The following is a 17,316-nucleotide window of genomic DNA, read 5'->3' as shown; positions in this document are numbered from 1 at the left end:
AGGCAAAGCGGCTTTATTCGCGCCGCTTTGCCTCGATCATCAACGCGTCCAGCTCGAACGAAAAGTCGTCCTTCACGCCGAAATACTGGCGCACTTCCTCGGGCGCGTTCTTCCACATTGATCTGATCGCCGTCACGCGCTCGGCCGGCGTGCGCATTCTCGTCACCCATGCGTCGAACTCCAGCGGCAGGCGCCAGCGTTCGGTGACGCGCGCGTCGAAGCCGGCGGCGTCGAGCATCGCGATCCATTCGTCCGCGCGATAGTCGCGGATATGCGATGCGTCGCGCAGCACTTCGATCGCCTGAATGTGCGTGTCGAAAAGCGGATCGTCGATGCCCGCGATGTCGATGAACTTGAGCCGCCCGCCCGGCTTCAGCACGCGATGCACTTCGGCGAGCGCCTTTCGCACGTCGCGCCAGTGGTGCGCGCTCATGCGGCTAATCGCCCAGTCGAACGAGGCGTCGTCGAAGGGCAGCGTTTCCGCCGCGCCCTGCTGCGTGCGGATGGTGGTCAGCCCGCGCTCCTTCGCGGCGGCTTCGACGGTGGCGAGCATCTGCGGCGCGATGTCGTAGGCCACGACTTGCTTCACATGCGGCGCCACCGCGAAGCTCGCGTGACCCGCGCCGCAGCCCATGTCCAGCACGGTCGCGTTGCCGCACGTCGCGGCGAAAGTCGCGGCGAGGTTCTGCAAATCGGCGCCGGTCGCGTGAACCTGACTCGTGAGATACGCGGCGGCAGTGCTGCCGAAGGCGTCGGCGACCTGTTCGTGGTGTTTCATCGTGACTCCGCATGGTTGCGTGTTGTGCATCGGATTCCGGTCGCCGCAGCGCCGGCCTGTCGATACAATAGAGCCCGCCTTGTACCGGTACAAGTTGACTGGTTATCCTGGTATCCGAACCACCCGTCGCGCGCCGACGTTTGCGTCCGAAGTCCGCATGAACCGAACCGAAAACAAGCCCGCCGAACCGCTCGCTGATACGCCCGCGCGCGCGCTCGGCGAATTCATCCGCACGCACCGCGAACGTCTGTCGCCGCTCGCGGTCGGTTTGCCGCCGGGTCCGCGCCGCCGCACGCCGGGCCTGCGCCGCGAGGAAGTCGCGCAACTGTGCGGCGTGAGCCCGACCTGGTACACGTGGATCGAGCAGGGCCGGCCGGTTTCCGCTTCCGCCGAAGCGCTCGCGCGCATCGCCGTCGCGCTGCAACTGTCGCGCGCCGAACGCGCGTATCTGTTCGAACTCGCCGCACAGCGCGACCCCGCCGAGCCCGATCCCGCCGCGCAGGACGTCCCCGCCGCGCTGTTGCAGACGGTCGGCCTGATCGGCGCGCCCGCCTACGTGCTCGACCGTCAGTGGAACGCGCTGCGCTGGAACGCGCCGGCGGCGGACCTGTTCGTCGGCTGGCTCGACGGCGAGCACGACCGCAATCTCCTGACCTACACGTTCACGTCGCCGGCGGCGCGGACGCTGATCGTCGACTGGGAAACGCGCGCGCGGCGCCTCGCCGCCGAATTTCGCGCCGATTCCATCCGCCATCTGAACGATCCGCCGACGCGCGCATTGATCGACGCGTTGAGCGCCGCAAGCGATGCCTTCGCGCGCTACTGGGCCTCGCAAGACGTGTTCGAGCGCGAAGGCGGCGAGCGCGCGTTCGACCATCCGTCGCGCGGGCGCGTGGTGTTCAATCAGATCACCTTCAAGCCGGCGCATCGCGAAGACCTGAAGCTCGTGATTCTGGTCGGGGACGCGTAGCCCCGAATGTTAAAATTCTCGTCTTTCTGACGCCTCGAACGCCGAAAACACACCATGACGTCTCAACTTCACAAAAAAGGCGAAGCCTGGTCGGCTCGCTTCTCCGAGCCGATGTCGGAGCTCGTCAAACGCTATACGTCGTCGGTGTTCTTCGACAAGCGGCTCGCGCTCGTCGACATTCAAGGCTCGCTCGCGCATGCGTCCATGCTCGCGGCGCAGAAGATCATCGGCGCGGATGACCTCGCGGCCATCGAGCGCGGCATGGCGCAGATCAAGGGCGAGATCGAGCGCGGCGAGTTCGAATGGAAGCTGGATCTGGAGGACGTGCACCTGAACATCGAGGCGCGACTGACCGCGCTGATCGGCGATGCGGGCAAGCGGCTGCACACCGGCCGCTCGCGCAACGATCAGGTTGCAACCGACATCCGCCTGTGGCTGCGCGGCGAGATCGACCGCATCGGCGACTTGCTGAAGGACCTGCGCCTCGCGCTCATCGACATGGCGGAGAAGCACGCGGACACCATCATGCCCGGCTTCACGCATCTGCAAGTGGCGCAGCCGGTGACGTTCGGGCATCACCTGCTCGCGTACGTCGAAATGTTCACGCGCGATGCCGAACGCATGCGCGATTGCCGCCGTCGCGTGAACCGGCTGCCGCTCGGCGCGGCGGCGCTCGCGGGCACGAGCTATCCGATCGACCGTCACGCGGTGGCGGCCTCGCTCGGCTTCGACGGCATCTGCGCCAATTCGCTCGATGCCGTCTCCGATCGCGACTTCGCGATCGAATTCACGGCGGCGGCCGCGCTCATCATGACGCACGTCTCGCGCTTCTCCGAAGAACTCGTGCTATGGATGAGCCCGCGCGTCGGCTTCATCGATCTGGCGGACCGCTTCTGCACCGGTTCGTCGATCATGCCGCAGAAGAAGAACCCCGACGTGCCGGAACTGGCGCGCGGCAAGACGGGCCGCGTGAACGGGCATCTGATGGCGCTGCTCACGCTGATGAAGGGTCAGCCGCTCGCGTACAACAAGGACAATCAGGAAGACAAGGAACCGCTCTTCGACACGGTCGATACGGTCGCCGACACGCTGCGCATCTTCGCGGAAATGGCTGCGGGCATCACGGTGAAGCCGCAGGCGATGCGCGCGGCGGCCCTGCAAGGCTTCGCAACCGCCACCGATCTCGCGGACTATCTCGTGAAGCGCGGCCTGCCCTTTCGCGATGCGCACGAAGCCGTGGCGCACGCGGTGCGCATCTGCGACGAGCGCGGCTGCGATATCGCGGATCTCTCGCTGGACGCGATGCGCATCGAACTGCCGAACGTCGCGCATCTCATCGGCGAGGACGTGTTCGAGTATCTGACGCTCGAAGGCTCGGTCGCGAGCCGCAATCATCCGGGCGGCACCGCGCCGGATCAGGTGCGCGCGGCGGCCAGGGCGGCACGCGAGTCGCTCTGAAAGCCCTCTTCGACGCATTTGAATGACCCGCACGACCCGCATCATGCGGGTCATTTTTTTTGCGGCATTCGCGTAACGAAACCATCATTGCATTGCGCAGGATTGCTGCGCGGTTGCGTTCACGTCTTCGATAGACGTCGAACCGCATGATGATCGCGCATGAACCGCCGTCGGCAACGACGGCTTCGACATCCATCCATCCGTGCCCTCCTTGAAACATCGTTTCGAGAAACGGATGCGTGGTTCATAGCGCCTAAGATCCTCGAAATCGAATTCCAGCGATGCCTGTTCTCCTTTTGCAACTTGCTTCGCATGGGTCGTTGGGCTATCAATACATCCGCATGACCTCGCGCCGGCGATCCGCTTATCACGTCGAACGCCACGGCTAACTCAAAGATCGAAACGCACAACGCACAACAAAGTGGCGGAGCCGTCTTCATGAATCGACTTCGTAAGCAATCCAAAGTTTTGCCACTGGTTCTGGCTGCGATCGTCGCCTATTCGACATCCGCATCGGCCGCCGAGTGGCAGGAAGGCGCGACCTACACGGCAGGCACGACCGTCACATACAACGGCCACACATATCAGGCGCTGCAGACGCACACGGCCTATGCGGGCGCGGGTTGGACGCCCTCTTCGACGCCGACGTTGTGGAAAGATCTCGGGGCGTCGGGCGGAACGCCATCGCCGGCTCCGGCGCCCGCTCCTGCTCCCGCACCGACGCCAACGCCGACACCCACGCCGACGCCCGCACCGACGCCCACTGCGTGCTTCGCGGCGTGGTCGGCAACGCAGGTCTATGCGAACGCGGGCAGCCGCGTGACGTACAACGGGCGCAATTATCAAAACAAGTGGTGGACGCAAGGCGAGAATCCGGCGCAATCGGGACAATACGGCGTGTGGCAGGACATCGGCGCATGCTCCGGCGGGCCGACGCCGGCTCCTGCACCTGCACCTGCACCTGCACCTGCACCTGCACCTGCACCTGCACCTGCACCTGCACCTGCACCTGCACCTGCTCCTACGCCGACGCCCACGCCCACGCCCACGCCCACGCCAACGCCAACGCCAACGCCAACACCGACACCGACACCAACGCCAACGCCAACGCCAACGCCGACGCCGACGCCGACGCCGACGCCGACGCCGACGCCAACACCAACACCAACGCCGACGCCAACACCGACGCCCACACCAACACCGTCCCCCGCGCCCGTCGGCGGTCGGGAAATCGGTGGCTATTTCGCCCAGTGGGGCATCTACGATCGCAATTACAAGGTGAAGGACGTCGACGCGACGGGTTCGGCCAGACTGCTCACCTTCATCAATTACGCATTCGGCAACATCTATCAGAAGAACGGCGGTTACGAATGCGGCATCGTCAACAAGGCGGAGCCGGGCGCGACCAATCCGAGCGCGCCGGATGCAGGCACCGGCGGCGATGCATGGGCCGACTACCAAAAAGGCTTCTCCGCGAATGAAGCCGTCAGCGGTCAGGCCGATGCCTGGGACTTCCCGCAAAACGATCCGCGTTACGGCAGCGGCAAGGCCGGGCCGCTCAAGGGCAACTTCAACCAGTTCAAACAGTTGAAGGCCAAATATCCGAACCTCAAGGTCATCATTTCGATCGGCGGATGGACGTGGTCGAAGTGGTTCGGCAAGGCCGCATCGACGGATGCAATGCGCAAGCAACTGGTCGCATCGTGCATCGACGTCTACATCAAGGGCAATCTGCCGTTCGACTCGGGCTCGAATGCGGGCGGCGAAGGCGTCGGCGCGAACGTGTTCGACGGCATCGATATCGACTGGGAATTTCCCGGCGGCGGCGGCCAGCCGTACAACGTCGTCGACCCGAACGACAAGAAGAACTACACGCTGTTGCTCGCCGAGTTCCGCAAGCAACTGGATGCAATCGGCTCGCAAAACGGCAAGCACTACTACCTGACTGTCGCCATCGGCGCGGGCGGCGACAAGATCGCCATGACCGAGCCGGCCGAATACAGCAAGTCGCTCGACTGGATCAACATCATGTCCTACGACTTCCACGGCGGCTGGGAAGCGAACGGGCCAACGGACTTCCAGGCGCCGCTCTATGGCGACCCCGACAGCCCGAACTACAAGGCAGGTCAATACGCGCCGACCTACAACGTCGACGGCGCGGTGAAGGCGCTGCTCAACGCGGGCGTGCCGGCGACGAAGATCGTCGTGGGCATCCCGTTCTACGGACGCGGCTGGTCCGGCGTGAGCGCGGGCCCGAGCGGCAACGGTCTCTATCAGAAGGCGACCAAGCCCGCGCCCGGCAAGTACGAGGAAGGCATCGAGGACTACCGCATCCTCAAGAGCGCAGCGGGCACGCTGTACGAGCATCCGGTCGCGAAGACGTCCTACAAGTTCGACGGCAACAACTGGTGGTCCTACGACTCGCCGGCCGCCGTGCGGCTCAAGATGGACTACGTCAAGGCGCAGAGCCTGCGCGGCTCGTTCGCCTGGGAACTGGACGGCGACGGCCCGAGCGCGGAGCTTCTGAAAATCATGAGCGACGGACTCAAGTGATTCGTGAACAGACGCGCGCGTGTCGCATGACGTGACGCGGCGACCGCGCGCATGGCGACGTATCGAAATCTGGCGGGAGCAGCCATGCACCGACTCTCACTCAAAGCCGCATGCGCGACGGCGGCGGCTTCACGCGCGCGGCTCGCCCGCCGCGCAATCAGTTGGCGGCAACGCGGATTCACCTTGCTGGAACTGCTCGTGGTGTTGCTCATCATCGCGCTGCTGGCGGGTTATGTCGGGCCGAAGCTCTTCGGCGAAGTGGGCAAGGCGCGCAGCAAGACGGCCGCCTCGCAGATGAAGGGCATCGAAAGCGCGCTCGATCGATACCGGCTCGACACGGGACACTTTCCGGGCACGGACGCTGGCCTCGCGGCACTCATGACCAACGTGGGCAACGCGAGCGGATGGGAAGGCCCGTACATGAGCAGCGCGATTCCGAACGACCCGTGGGGCAAGCCGTATATCTATCGCTCGCCAGGCGAAGGCGGCAAGGACTACGACCTGATGACCTACGGCGCCGACGGCAAGCCCGGCGGCTCGGGCGAGGACGCGGATATCGTCAACAAATGACGAGCGCACCGGTCATCATGCGATATCGCGCCCGGGTGGATAGCGAAAGCGGCCCGCAGTATCTCGAACTCGACGCCGACGACGAAGCGCAGTTGCGCATGCGGCTCGCGGAAATGGGTCTCTCGCTCGTCGACGCCGCGCCGCTCGACCCGAAAAAGCGCGGCTTCTCGTTGCGCAAGCCGGTGTTCGAGCGCGGGCTCTTCACGCAGGAACTCATTGCGCTGCTCGAAGCCGGACTCAGCCTCGTCGAGACGGTGGAAACGCTGCGCGACAAGAGCAAGGAAGGCTTGAACCGGACCGTGCTGCAAGGCATCGTCGCGGCGCTGTACGAAGGCGAGCCGCTCTCGCGCGCGCTCGAACGTCAGCCCGAACACTTTCCGCCGCTGTATGTGGCGACGGTGGCATCGGCGGAGCAGACCGGGCATCTGGCCGAGGCGCTCAAACGCTATCACCATTACGACGCGCGGCTCTCGACGGTGCGCAAGAAAGTCGTGTCGTCGATGGTGTACCCGTCGATCGTCATCGGCACGGGCGCCATGATCATCCTGTTCATGGCGTTCTACGTGATCCCCAAGTTCAGCCAGGTTTTCGCGACGATGAAGGACATGCCCTTCACCGTCCGCATGATGCTCGCGTGGGGCAAGCTGGTGGAGGCGCACGGCGGCGTACTGCTCGCGGCGCTCTTCGCGGCGCTTGCCGGCGCGGCTCTGTCGCTGCGCAGCGCGAAGGTACGCGAGCGGCTGATGTCGGCGTTCTTCCGCTTGCCGAAGCTCGCGGATTACCAGCGCCTCTTCGGCCTTACGCGCTTTTATCGCACGCTCGGGCTGCTGCTCGCAGGCGGCATGTCGATGGTGACATCGCTCGAACTGGCCGCACAGGTCTTGCCCGCGCATCTGCGAAGTGCATTGTCCGAGGCGCTCGACGAGATTCGCGCAGGCAAGCCGCTATCCGGCGCGCTGCCCGCCGCGAACCTGACGACGCCGGTGGCCGAGCGGCTCATCCGCGTCGGCGAACAGAGCGGCGAGCTCGCCGACATGGTGACGCGCTCCGCCGAGTTCTGCGACGAGGAACTCGACCGCGCCATCGACACGCTCATGCGCGTCGTCGAACCGGTGCTGATGCTCGCGGTGGGCGGCATCGTCGGAACCATCATCTTCTTGCTGTACATGCCGATCTTTCAATTGGCCGGCGCGGTGGGGTGACAACATGAACGAAGCCGTCAGCGCACCGGCTCGCCGGCGTCAGCAACAGGTCTGGGACGACGCCGGCCACGATCCCGCCGCCTATCTCGAGACGGTCGCGAGCATGCTCCACTTGCGCGCATTCGACGCCGCCGCGCTCGAAACGCTCGAACCGCGCTTCGACCTGCTCTCCTTCGGCGATGCCGCCTCGCGCAAATGCCTGCTCGCCGCCGATCCGAGCCGGACGGAAGCCAAACTCTGGCTCCTGCTCGCCGATCCCTTCGACCCGCTCTTGCGCGCCTGGGCGATGAACCGCGTCAAGAAGCCGTTCGCCTTCGGAATCTGCGTGCCGTCGGAGTTGATGGCGTTCCTCGCGCTGCACGAATCGGCGCATCAGGCGCTCATGCAGATCAATGTCGAAGGCCAGTCGGCGGCGATCGCGGATGCGGGCGTCGAAATCACGCTGGCGACGCTCGCCGCCGACTCGCATCCGGTCATACGGCTCGTCAATTCGTCGCTGTACGACGCGCTCAAGGCTCGCGCATCGGATATCCATATCGAAAGCACGGCGACGGGACTCGTCATCAAGTACCGCATCGACGGCGTGTTGCAGGAAACCGCGAGCGCGAACGGCATCGACACGGCGGAACAAGTGCTCTCGCGCCTGAAGGTGATGGCGGATCTCGACATCGGCGAGCGGCGCATTCCGCAGGACGGGCGCTTCAAGGCGATCATCAGCCAGCGCGAGATCGATTTTCGCGTGTCCATCATGCCGTCGATCCACGGCGAGGATGCCGTCCTGCGCGTGCTCGACAAACAGCGCGGCGAAGCGACGACGAGCGCGCTGCGGCTCGATTCGATCGGTCACGAGCCGGAGATCGTCCACGCGATCCGCAAGATCGCGCACGAGCCGTACGGCCTTCTGCTCGTGACGGGACCGACAGGCTCCGGCAAATCGACGACGCTCTACGCCACGCTCACCGAGATCAACACGGGCGACGAGAAGATCATCACCATCGAAGATCCGGTCGAGTACGAACTCGCGGGCGTGCTGCAAATCCCGATCAACGACAAAAAAGGGCTGACCTTCGCGCGCGGGCTGCGCTCGATCCTGCGCCACGATCCCGACAAGATTCTCGTCGGCGAGATTCGCGACGGCGAGACCGCGAACATCGCGGTGCAGGCGGCGCTTACGGGTCACCTCGTGCTCACCTCCGTGCACGCGAACAACGTGTTCTCCGTGCTCGACCGCTTTCTGCACATGGGCGTCGACATGCACAGTTTCGTCGATGCCCTGCTCGGCGCGGTCGCGCAACGGTTGATGCGCAAGAACTGCCCGCACTGCGTGCGCGACGACGATCCGCCCGACGACGCCATGCTGCGCGCCTCGGCGCTTTCGCGCGAGCAGGTGGCGAACTGGCGCTTCAGGCGCGGCGCGGGCTGCGAGATGTGCCGGCGCACCGGTTATCTCGGGCGTCAGCCGATTGCCGAAGTGCTGCGTCTGAACGATGCGATCAAGCAGTGCTTCGTCGAGCGGCGCCCGATCATGGAACTGAAGCAACTGGCCTACGACAGCGGCTTCGTGCCGATCCGGCAGATCGCGCTGCGCGCGGTGGCCGACGGGCGCACGACGCTCGCCGAAGTCAATCGCGTCACCATCGTCGAAAACTAGGCGCAAGGCGCACGATGTCGCGTTTCTCCGATCACATCGACTCTCTGCGCGCGAAGGCCGCGGCATCGGCCAGCGCCGCGTCCGGCCTTGTCAGCCGCACGACGATTCTGCTCGAAGGCGCGCGCGCACGCGTGCCCGGCACGGCTCGCAGCGCCGGTTCGTTTTCGCCCGGCGATGTCCCGGCGGCGCTCAAGGCCATCGAAACGCTCGCGCCGAAGCCGTCGCGTCTCGGTCTGCATGCGCTGCGCGTGGTGGCCGGCGCGCCTTTCGCCCGCTATCACGCGCTGCCTTGGCAGCCGCTCGCGAAGCCGCAGGACTGGATTGCCGCCGCACGCGTGCAGTCGTTGCAGACCGGCGCGGGCAGCGAGCCATCGCGCTTTGCCGCAACCGACGGCAACTGGCGATGCCCACGCCTCGTCGCCGCGATGCCGGAGGCGTTGTGCGCGGGCATCGAGAAGATGTGCAAGACACGCAGGCTGATGCTGAGCGGCATCGAGCCGGCTTATACGTTCGCGCTGCAACGGCACGCCGCGCGGATTCGCGACGGTTCCATCGCCATCGTCGCGCTGGAGACCGTGGACGAAGGCGCGGCCGTCGCGCAAATCGGACTGCGTAACGGCGGCGGCTGGACGGGTTTTATCGCGCTGCCGGTGGCAGGCACGCTCGACGACGTGCTGCGCGATGCCTTCGTGCTCTGCGCCGACACGCCACCCGCGCGCCGCTACGTGATCGGCGCGGGCGACGGCGCGCGCTGGTCGGCAGAGGCGCCGGGCATCGAATGGCTTCGCGCGCCCTGGGACGAAGCGACATGAAAGCGCCGCGCATCGATCTGCATCGCGCGAATCGTCCGGGCGCGGCCGCGGGGCTCGCCGCGCTCGTCGCGGGCGTCGCCGCCGTGATCGCGGCGATGCAGGTCCGCGATGCGCTGCACGCGAAAGGCGAGGCGCTGGACGAGCGCGAGTCCGTCATCGCGAGAAAGGAGGCGCATTTCGCGCGCATCAGCAACGCGCATCGCGGCGGCAGCGACGCGCGCAGCGCCGCGCTGATGGCGCAGCAACGCTATGCGGCCGAGCCGGCGCGCGATCTGATCGAAGCGGGATGGCATCCGAATATCGCCTTCCTGACGATAGATATCGTCACGGCATCGCGGCAGATCAACATGCAGTTCGAGACGCGCTCGGTGCAGGAAGCGATTTCTTACGCCGACTGGTTTCAGGTGCAGCCGCAAACCGAAAGCGTGACGCTCAAGCGGCAGACGGAAAAGCCGGGACCGCCGGCGCCGTCGGTGCAAACGTCGTTGCAGGTGACGTGGAAGGCTTTCGCCAGCGCGCCCGCGCGGGGGGCGGCGGCGGCTTCAGCCGCTTCAACGGCTGGCTTGGCGACGGCGACTGGCTCGGCGACTGCCTCGTCGACCGATGCGCCAGCTTCCGCGCCGCGCACTGCTGAGCGAGGCAGGACCGCGCCGCCGACTGCCACGCCGACATCTGCGCCGACAGGCTCACCGACACCCGCTTCGACAGGCTCGCCGACATCCGCTTCGACAGCCACGCCAGCTCCCGCCTCACCGACGCCTGCGCCAACCCCGCCCGCCGCGCCGACGCCCACCGGCCACGCATCCGGAGGCCGCCGATGAACCGCTGGACGTGGGAGCTGCGCCGTCTGAGGTGGCGTCTCGGGACGTTCGGGCTGATCGCGCTGCTTCTGCTAGGCGGCGCGGCCATGATCGCGCTCGCGGACATCGTCCCGCTGCGCCGCGACATCGCCGCGCGCGAGGCCGATCTCGACGCGCGCGCCGCGAAGCTCACGCAACCGCCGCCGTCGTCGCCCGATGAGGCGGTCGCCCCCGTCAGCGCCGAACAACGATATTTCGTATTCCTTCACAGCATGCACGCCATCGCCGCGAAGAACGGCCTGACCATCCCGCAGGTCACGTATCAGCTCGCCGCGCAGGACAAGGATTCGTCGCTGCGCCGATATATCGTGGAGGCGACGTTCACGAGCCGCTATCTTCCGCTGCGCAACTTCGTCTTCGAAATGCGAACCTTGCCGGGCACGCGCTGGGAGCGCGTCACGATCTCGCGGCCGAACATCGGCGCGACGAATCTGGAAGTGCGCCTGCAATGCGCGTTCGTCGTGGAAGCGTCGAAATGAAAGCCCTCGACACGCGCGCGCTGAAAGTGTCGAAGCCGCTTTTGCTGCTCCTCGCGCTGACGCTCGGGCTGATCGCATTCGTGTACTTCCGGGGCGAAACGCAGGACGCCGCGCCGCCCGTGGACGCAACGACGCCATCGACGCCATCGACGCCCCGCGCAGCCGCGCCGCAGTCCCCTGCCAGCGCGCCCGAATCGCCCGAGCCCGAGACCGTCGCGAATGCCGCGAGCGCGCCCGTCGATCTGTTTCCGAGCCAGAACTGGCAACCGCCGCCACCCCCGCCGCCGCCACCGCCGCCGCCCGGCTCGGTGAAGCCGCCCCCGCCGCCGGAACCGCCGCCGCTGCCCTTTGCCGTGCGCTCGCTGTGGCTCGATTCGCGTGGCGCGTTCTACATCGTGCTGTCCGGCACCGGACGCGAGTTCCGGCTCTGCGCGAGTTGCCAGAACAAAGGCTTCCTGCACCAGGGCGACACGATCCTCAACGCCTACCGGATCGACGAGATCGACCGCAAGCACGTCCGCTTCACGTACCTGCCGCAGAAACGCCAGCAAACGCTGCCAATCGGGGGAATCCAATGATCCGGCTGAAAGACGTGGCCGTGTGGCTGCTGCTGCCGCTTCTGAGCTCGTGCGCGGGCGAACTGCATCGTCAGGACCTGCAAAACCGGCTCGCCGGCATGCCGCCCGACGCGCAACTGGACCTGCTCGCGCAGCAGAGCGCGGAGTATCCCGACGATCTCGAAATCAAAAGCTGGTACATGAGCTTGCGACGCCGCCTGTCGGTGGAGTACCTGCAGCGCGCGACGGTCGCATACCGCGCGGGCGACTCCGCGCAGGCGCTCGCGTGGGCGCGCCGCGCGCAAGCCGCCGCGCCCGGCGACGACCAGCCGCGCGAACTGATCGAGTGGATCAACCGGCAAGCCGCCATCGACGGCGCGCTGCAATACGCCGAATCGATCCGGGTGGACCAGCCGCAAGCGGCGCTTGCCATCGCCACGGACACGCTCGCCAGGCAGCCCGAAAACGCCCGCGCCGCGCGTCTGCGCGACGAGCTGCTCACGCCGAAAGCCGCCGATCTCGCGCCCAGACTGAACAAGGACATGGATCAGCCCATCACGGTGCAGTTTCGCGATCAGCCGCTCATCAGCATTTTCGAGCTGATGTCGAACATCACGGGGCTGAATTTCAGTTTCGACCGCGACGTGCAGTCGGGCGCGCCGACCACCATCTACGCCAGCAATACGCCGGTCAAACAAGTGCTGACCATGGTGCTTCAGGCCAATCAGCTTTCGAGCAAGGTCGTGGGCGACAACGCCATCCTCATCTATCCGAAGCGGCCGGACAAGGAAACGGAGTACCGCGATCTCGTCGTTCGCACGTTCTATCTCACGAACTCGTCGGCAGCGCAGGTGCTCGGCGTGCTCAAGCAGATGGTCAAGACGCGCGACGCCGTGCTCGACGAGCGCACCAACGCCATCGTCATGCGCGACGCGCCGGAAACGCTGAAGGTGGCGGAGCGCATCATCCGCGCGCTGGACGTGACGCCCGCCGAAGTCGTCATCGATGCGCAGATTCTCGAAGTGTCGTCGTCCGATCTGCTGCATCTGGGCATTCAATATCCGGACAACATCGTGTTCGGATTGCAGTCCGGCACCGCCGCCGATCAGACCACGCTGCCGCCGAACACGGTCACGCTCCAGCAATTGCGCAACCTCAACAGCAGCGACGTGCTCGTGCGTATCGGGCCGGTAGGCATCGACTTCCTCCAGACGCAGGGCAAGACGCGGACGCTCGCGAACCCGAGCATCCGCGTGAGAAACCGCGAGAAGGCGAAGGTGCTGATCGGCGACCGGCTGCCTGTCGTGACGACCACGCTGTCGAGCAACTTCAGTTCCGAGAGCGTCAACTATCAGGACGTCGGGCTGTCGCTGGAAGTCGCGCCGGTCATCGTCAACAACGACGAAGTGCAGGTGAAGCTGCACATGGAAGTGTCGAACGTGACCGATACGATCACGACATCGACGGGACTCGTCGCGTATCAGATCGGCACGCGCACGGCGGACACCGTGATGAGCGTGCGCAACAACGAAACGCAGATGCTCGCCGGGCTGCTCCAGCGCAACGAGCGCGCAGCCGCGAGCGGCCTGCCGGGGTTGAGCCGCCTTCCGCTGCTCGATCGCATTTTCGGCGACCGCACCAACGACGCCCGCGAAACCGAACTCGTGCTCTTGCTGACGCCGCGCATCGTGCGTAATCAGGCGATCCCCGCGGGAAACGTCGTGCAATTCGATTCGGGCACGGAAAGCCGCATCACCACCGAACGCGACGTGGTCGGCGGAAATCAGGCTGCGCGCCTGCCGCCTCCGGTGGCGCCGCAGACATCCGCGCCGCCGCCTCAGCAGCCGCCGCAGCCGCCCGCGCCGCCAGAGCCGGTCGGCGCGTTGCCGCCGCCGCTGCCGTCGTCACGCATGTCGCCGGCTGCCGCGCCCAATGGGCCGCCGCGCACGCAGCCCTGAACCACCGCATGAGCCGATCACGATGCAACGAGGCTTCACGATCATCGAACTGCTGGTGACGCTCGCGATTCTCGCCGCGCTCGCCATGGTCGCCGCGCCGCTCGTTCAGGTGGCGGCGCAGCATCAGCGGGAGGACGAACTGCGTCGCGCGCTGTGGAGCATTCGCGATGCGATCGACGCGTACAAGAAAGCCGGCGACGAAGGAAAGATGGATCGCGCGCCAGGCGATGCGGGCTATCCGCCGAAGCTTGCGACGCTCGTCGAAGGCGTGGTCGACAAGACCAGTCCCACGCACGCGCGCATCTACTTCCTGCGGCGCGTGCCGCGCGATCCGATGTGCGACTGCCCGAGCCGTTCGGACGAGGCCACGTGGGGCAAGCGCAGCTACGCGAGCGACGCGGAATCGCCCGCCGAAGGAGACGACGTCTACGACGTGTATTCGCTCTCGGAAGGCACGGGACTCAACGGCATTCCCTACCGGAGATGGTGATGGCGATGCTACGCAAGCTGCGTCGCGCGTTCACGCTGATCGAGCTGCTCGTGGTGCTGGCGATCATCGCGACGCTGCTGACGATCGTCGTGCCGCGCTACTTCGGCCAGGCGGACAAGGCGAAGGAAACGGTGCTGCACGAAAACCTCGCCGCGATGCGCGATTCGATCGACCACTTTCGCGCGGATCAGGGCCGCTACCCGCAATCGCTCGACGAACTCGTGCAGAAGCACTATCTGCGCGAGGTTCCGCTGGACCCCGTTGCCATGAGCCGCTCGACATGGACTGTCGAGCCGCCCGCCGACGGAACGCCGGGCGTCTACAACGTGCGCAGCGGCGCGAAAGGCAAGGCGAAAGATGGCACCGATTACAGCGCGTGGTAGGCAACGCGGCTTCGGCATGTTGTGGGCGCTGATGTCCGTGGCGGTCATCGGCATCTATCTGATGAAGGTCGGCGAGGTGTGGAGCACGCAGACGCAGCGCGCGAAGGAAGACGAACTGCTGCGTCGGGGCGACGCGATACGCGCAGCCATCAAGGCGTACGTCAAGGCGGACAAGAGCGGTGCGTTCCCGAAGGAATTGAAGGACCTCACACGCGATCCGCGCGCGTCGTTCGTGCGGCGCTACCTGCGCCAGCCCTACGACGATCCCATGACGGGCGGCGAGTGGCAAACCATTCGCGGGCCGGGCGGCGAGTTGTACGGCGTCTATAGCGCATCGACGCAAGCGCCGCTCAAGAAGGACGGATTCTCCGACAGCGACGCGAGCTTCGCGACGCAGACGAGCTATTCGGAGTGGAAGTTCACCCATTTCCCCGACAGAGGCATGACCCGGCGCTGACCGCCGCCGGACGTTCGCGTGTGGAGGACTGAGATGTCATCGATTCGAAGAAAGCTGGCGGTGCTGCCCGCCGCATTGCTGCTCCATGCCGGCGCGGCGCTCGCGCAGGAAGCATGGCGCGAGGGCGCGACCTATTCGGCCGGCGCGACCGTGACGTACAACGGGCGCGTGTATCAGGCGTTGCAGACGCACACGGCGTATCCCGGCGCGGGATGGACGCCATCGGCGTCGCCGACGTTGTGGCGCGATGTGGGCGCGGCCGACGCGGTGCCTGCGCCTGCTCCTGCTCCTGCTCCTGCTCCTGCTCCTGCTCCGGCTCCGGCTCCGGCTCCGGCTCCTGCGCCTGCGCCTGCGCCTGCGCCTGCGCCTGCGCCTGCGCCTGCGCCTGCGCCTGCGCCTGCGCCTGCGCCTGCGCCTGCGCCTGCGCCTGCAGGATGCTATGCGGCCTGGTCGTCGAGTCAAACCTATGCGCAGCCCGACACCCGCGTGACATACAACGGCCGAAACTATCGCAACAAGTGGTGGACGCAAGGCGACAACCCCGCGCAATCGGGCATGTATGGCGTCTGGGAAGACCTCGGCGCATGCGGCGGAGCGCCTGCGCCTGCGCCTGCGCCTGCACCTGCTCCTGCTCCTGCACCTGCACCTGCACCTGCGCCTGCGCCTTCGCCCGCACCCGCTCCTGCTCCTGCACCAACGCCGGCACCGGCACCTGCGCCCGCACCTGCCCCCGCCCCTGCTCCCGCACCAACGCCGACGCCAGCACCGGCTCCATCGCCATCACCGGCGCCTGCCCCTGCTCCAGCTCCCACGCCCGCGCCCGCCCCGAGCGCCGCCTATAAACCGAAGATCACCTACATCGCCGAACCGGCGGGCTATCCGACGCCCGCGCAATTGAGCGCCACCGAGAAGACGCTCGTCGATCAGACCAACGGCCTCATCGCGATCGTGCGCGACGCGCTGCGCGTCTTGCCCGACGACGACGTCAATGCCGTCGTCCCCGGCCGCGCGGCGAATCCGTCGAACGTGAAGCGTGTCGAGTCGATCATCGACGAGCAGAAGTTCGATCAGCTCTTCCCGGTGCGCGACATCCGCTACTCGTATGTGAACTTCCTGCGCGGCGTCGCGAAGTTCCCGGCGTATTGCGGCGACTATGCGGACGGACGCGATGCGCTCGCCATCTGCCGCAAGCTGCTCGCGACATCGTTCGCGCACTTCACGCAGGAAACCGGCGCAAACTGGCCATCGCTCACGCCCGCGCAAGTGCGCTCCGGGTATCCGGACCACAACAACGCCGTGCTCGCCAAGATGCCTCAGGACACGCCGATTCCCTTCTGGCAGCAGGCGCTGTGGTTCCTGCGCGAATCGGGATATCAGGAAGGATCGGCGGTCGGCGCGTATCAGCAATGCGAGCCGGGCTCGCACGCGACCAACTGGATCTTCTATGCGTGCGCGAAGAATTCGGCGGGCCGCTATCTCGACTACTTCGGACGCGGCGCGAAGCAACTGTCGTGGAACTATAACTTCGGGCCATTTTCGCAGGCGCTCTACAACGATCCGAACATCCTGCTCGACAATCCGGGCCGCGTCGCGGATACGTGGCTCAACTTCGCGTCGGCGATCTGGTTCGCGGTGACGCCGCAAACGCCCAAACCGCCGATGACCTGGGCTATCGACGGCACCTGGAAGCCGAATGCGGTCGACCTCGGCAACAACATGAAGCCGGGCTTCGGCGCGACGGTGTTCATCATCAACGGCGGCATCGAATGCGGCAAAGGCGGCGCCGAGCAGCCGCAAGTCACCAACCGCATCAACGCGTACAAGGAAATGGCGCGCGAACTCGGCGTCACTATCCCGGCCGACGAACCGCTCGGCTGCGCCAACATGCGCGGCTTCAACGAAGGCTCGGCGGCGGCGCTCAAGGCCTATCTCGACAAGGACTATTCGTGGGCCGACGGCAAGCCCGTGACCGGATGCAAGGTCGTCGACTACGGCATGCCCTTCTCGCTCGTCAATCCGGGCGATTACAAAGCCTGCACGGACTACTTCTTCCGGGGCAAGGTCGAATACAACGGACAGATCGTGATCGACAACACGAAGTAGACGCGCGGCGCGATCGACAGCGCCGACCAAGTGGG

16 protein-coding genes are annotated in these 17,316 nt (G+C 66.1%); 15 read left to right on the top strand and 1 reads right to left on the bottom strand.

Annotation, left to right across the window (positions count from 1 at the left end; genetic code table 11):
* Positions 1-13 precede the first annotated feature (13 nt).
* Positions 14-778, bottom strand: coding sequence for a class I SAM-dependent methyltransferase (locus LDZ26_RS03145; RefSeq protein WP_244848122.1), 765 nt, complete (start codon positions 776-778; stop codon positions 14-16).
* Between the two features lie 157 nt (positions 779-935).
* Here LDZ26_RS03145 and LDZ26_RS03140 point away from each other — a divergent pair, with 157 nt between their 5' ends.
* From LDZ26_RS03140 to LDZ26_RS03070, 15 genes are all read left to right on the top strand, one after another.
* Positions 936-1,748 (top strand): helix-turn-helix transcriptional regulator, encoded by an 813-nt coding sequence (locus LDZ26_RS03140; RefSeq protein ID WP_244848121.1) that lies wholly within the window; start codon positions 936-938, stop codon positions 1,746-1,748.
* A 54-nt stretch (positions 1,749-1,802) separates the two neighbouring features.
* Positions 1,803-3,206 carry an argininosuccinate lyase gene (gene argH / locus LDZ26_RS03135; protein WP_244848120.1) on the top strand — a complete coding sequence of 468 codons (1,404 nt, stop codon included), beginning with the start codon at positions 1,803-1,805 and terminating at the stop codon, positions 3,204-3,206.
* 438 nt (positions 3,207-3,644) lie between these two features.
* Positions 3,645-5,759 (top strand): glycosyl hydrolase family 18 protein, encoded by a 2,115-nt coding sequence (locus LDZ26_RS03130; protein ID WP_244848119.1) that lies wholly within the window; start codon positions 3,645-3,647, stop codon positions 5,757-5,759.
* 84 nt (positions 5,760-5,843) lie between these two features.
* Entirely contained in the window at positions 5,844-6,329 is a 486-nt protein-coding gene (gene gspG / locus LDZ26_RS03125; RefSeq protein WP_244848118.1) for a type II secretion system major pseudopilin GspG, read from the top strand.
* On the top strand, positions 6,326-7,531 hold the full coding sequence (locus LDZ26_RS03120; protein ID WP_244848117.1) for a type II secretion system F family protein: 1,206 nt from the start codon (positions 6,326-6,328) through the stop codon (positions 7,529-7,531). The genes gspG and LDZ26_RS03120 overlap by 4 nt, the downstream gene beginning before the upstream one ends.
* A 4-nt stretch (positions 7,532-7,535) precedes the next feature.
* Positions 7,536-9,182 (top strand): GspE/PulE family protein, encoded by a 1,647-nt coding sequence (locus LDZ26_RS03115; protein ID WP_244848116.1) that lies wholly within the window; start codon positions 7,536-7,538, stop codon positions 9,180-9,182.
* Positions 9,183-9,196: 14 nt separating this feature from the next.
* The gene (locus LDZ26_RS03110; protein ID WP_244848115.1) at positions 9,197-9,994 is read left to right on the top strand and encodes a hypothetical protein; all 798 of its coding nucleotides are present in this window, start codon (positions 9,197-9,199) and stop codon (positions 9,992-9,994) included.
* Positions 9,991-10,815: a hypothetical protein gene (locus tag LDZ26_RS03105; RefSeq protein ID WP_244848114.1), complete on the top strand. Its 825-nt coding sequence runs from the start codon at positions 9,991-9,993 to the stop codon at positions 10,813-10,815. Before LDZ26_RS03110 ends, LDZ26_RS03105 begins: the two co-directional genes overlap by 4 nt.
* Positions 10,812-11,333: a hypothetical protein gene (locus LDZ26_RS03100; RefSeq protein WP_244848113.1), complete on the top strand. Its 522-nt coding sequence runs from the start codon at positions 10,812-10,814 to the stop codon at positions 11,331-11,333. The genes LDZ26_RS03105 and LDZ26_RS03100 overlap by 4 nt, the downstream gene beginning before the upstream one ends.
* Positions 11,330-11,911 carry a hypothetical protein gene (locus tag LDZ26_RS03095; protein WP_244848112.1) on the top strand — a complete coding sequence of 194 codons (582 nt, stop codon included), beginning with the start codon at positions 11,330-11,332 and terminating at the stop codon, positions 11,909-11,911. The genes LDZ26_RS03100 and LDZ26_RS03095 overlap by 4 nt, the downstream gene beginning before the upstream one ends.
* The gene (locus LDZ26_RS03090; protein ID WP_244848111.1) at positions 11,908-13,848 is read left to right on the top strand and encodes a secretin N-terminal domain-containing protein; all 1,941 of its coding nucleotides are present in this window, start codon (positions 11,908-11,910) and stop codon (positions 13,846-13,848) included. Before LDZ26_RS03095 ends, LDZ26_RS03090 begins: the two co-directional genes overlap by 4 nt.
* A 22-nt stretch (positions 13,849-13,870) precedes the next feature.
* A complete protein-coding gene (locus tag LDZ26_RS03085; RefSeq protein ID WP_244848110.1) occupies positions 13,871-14,338 on the top strand; it encodes a type II secretion system protein in 468 nt (155 codons plus the stop codon).
* Positions 14,339-14,343: 5 nt separating this feature from the next.
* Complete coding sequence (locus LDZ26_RS03080) at positions 14,344-14,721, top strand: type II secretion system protein (protein ID WP_370650661.1); 378 nt, start codon at positions 14,344-14,346, stop codon at positions 14,719-14,721.
* Positions 14,696-15,178: a type II secretion system protein gene (locus tag LDZ26_RS03075; RefSeq protein ID WP_244848108.1), complete on the top strand. Its 483-nt coding sequence runs from the start codon at positions 14,696-14,698 to the stop codon at positions 15,176-15,178. The genes LDZ26_RS03080 and LDZ26_RS03075 overlap by 26 nt, the downstream gene beginning before the upstream one ends.
* Before the next feature lie 33 nt (positions 15,179-15,211).
* A complete protein-coding gene (locus LDZ26_RS03070) occupies positions 15,212-17,281 on the top strand; it encodes a glycoside hydrolase family 19 protein (protein WP_244848107.1) in 2,070 nt (689 codons plus the stop codon).
* Positions 17,282-17,316: the final 35 nt, after the last annotated feature.

This window comes from Caballeronia sp. SL2Y3, from assembly GCF_022879575.1.
Lineage (GTDB): Bacteria > Pseudomonadota > Gammaproteobacteria > Burkholderiales > Burkholderiaceae > Caballeronia.
The sequence above is the reverse complement of the archived record's forward strand: the minus strand, read 5'-3'. Positions and strand labels throughout refer to the sequence as shown.

Coding starts and splice junctions, on each gene's coding strand:
- LDZ26_RS03105 (WP_244848114.1), top strand. CDS start 9,991: ATGAAAGCGCCGCGCATCGATCTGCATCGCGCGAATCGTCCGGGCGCG.
- LDZ26_RS03120 (WP_244848117.1), top strand. CDS start 6,326: ATGACGAGCGCACCGGTCATCATGCGATATCGCGCCCGGGTGGATAGC.
- argH (WP_244848120.1), top strand. CDS start 1,803: ATGACGTCTCAACTTCACAAAAAAGGCGAAGCCTGGTCGGCTCGCTTC.
- LDZ26_RS03090 (WP_244848111.1), top strand. CDS start 11,908: ATGATCCGGCTGAAAGACGTGGCCGTGTGGCTGCTGCTGCCGCTTCTG.
- LDZ26_RS03080 (WP_370650661.1), top strand. CDS start 14,344: ATGCTACGCAAGCTGCGTCGCGCGTTCACGCTGATCGAGCTGCTCGTG.
- LDZ26_RS03085 (WP_244848110.1), top strand. CDS start 13,871: ATGCAACGAGGCTTCACGATCATCGAACTGCTGGTGACGCTCGCGATT.
- LDZ26_RS03115 (WP_244848116.1), top strand. CDS start 7,536: ATGAACGAAGCCGTCAGCGCACCGGCTCGCCGGCGTCAGCAACAGGTC.
- gspG (WP_244848118.1), top strand. CDS start 5,844: ATGCACCGACTCTCACTCAAAGCCGCATGCGCGACGGCGGCGGCTTCA.
- LDZ26_RS03130 (WP_244848119.1), top strand. CDS start 3,645: ATGAATCGACTTCGTAAGCAATCCAAAGTTTTGCCACTGGTTCTGGCT.
- LDZ26_RS03070 (WP_244848107.1), top strand. CDS start 15,212: ATGTCATCGATTCGAAGAAAGCTGGCGGTGCTGCCCGCCGCATTGCTG.
- LDZ26_RS03145 (WP_244848122.1), bottom strand. CDS start 778: ATGAAACACCACGAACAGGTCGCCGACGCCTTCGGCAGCACTGCCGCC.
- LDZ26_RS03110 (WP_244848115.1), top strand. CDS start 9,197: ATGTCGCGTTTCTCCGATCACATCGACTCTCTGCGCGCGAAGGCCGCG.
- LDZ26_RS03100 (WP_244848113.1), top strand. CDS start 10,812: ATGAACCGCTGGACGTGGGAGCTGCGCCGTCTGAGGTGGCGTCTCGGG.
- LDZ26_RS03140 (WP_244848121.1), top strand. CDS start 936: ATGAACCGAACCGAAAACAAGCCCGCCGAACCGCTCGCTGATACGCCC.
- LDZ26_RS03075 (WP_244848108.1), top strand. CDS start 14,696: ATGGCACCGATTACAGCGCGTGGTAGGCAACGCGGCTTCGGCATGTTG.
- LDZ26_RS03095 (WP_244848112.1), top strand. CDS start 11,330: ATGAAAGCCCTCGACACGCGCGCGCTGAAAGTGTCGAAGCCGCTTTTG.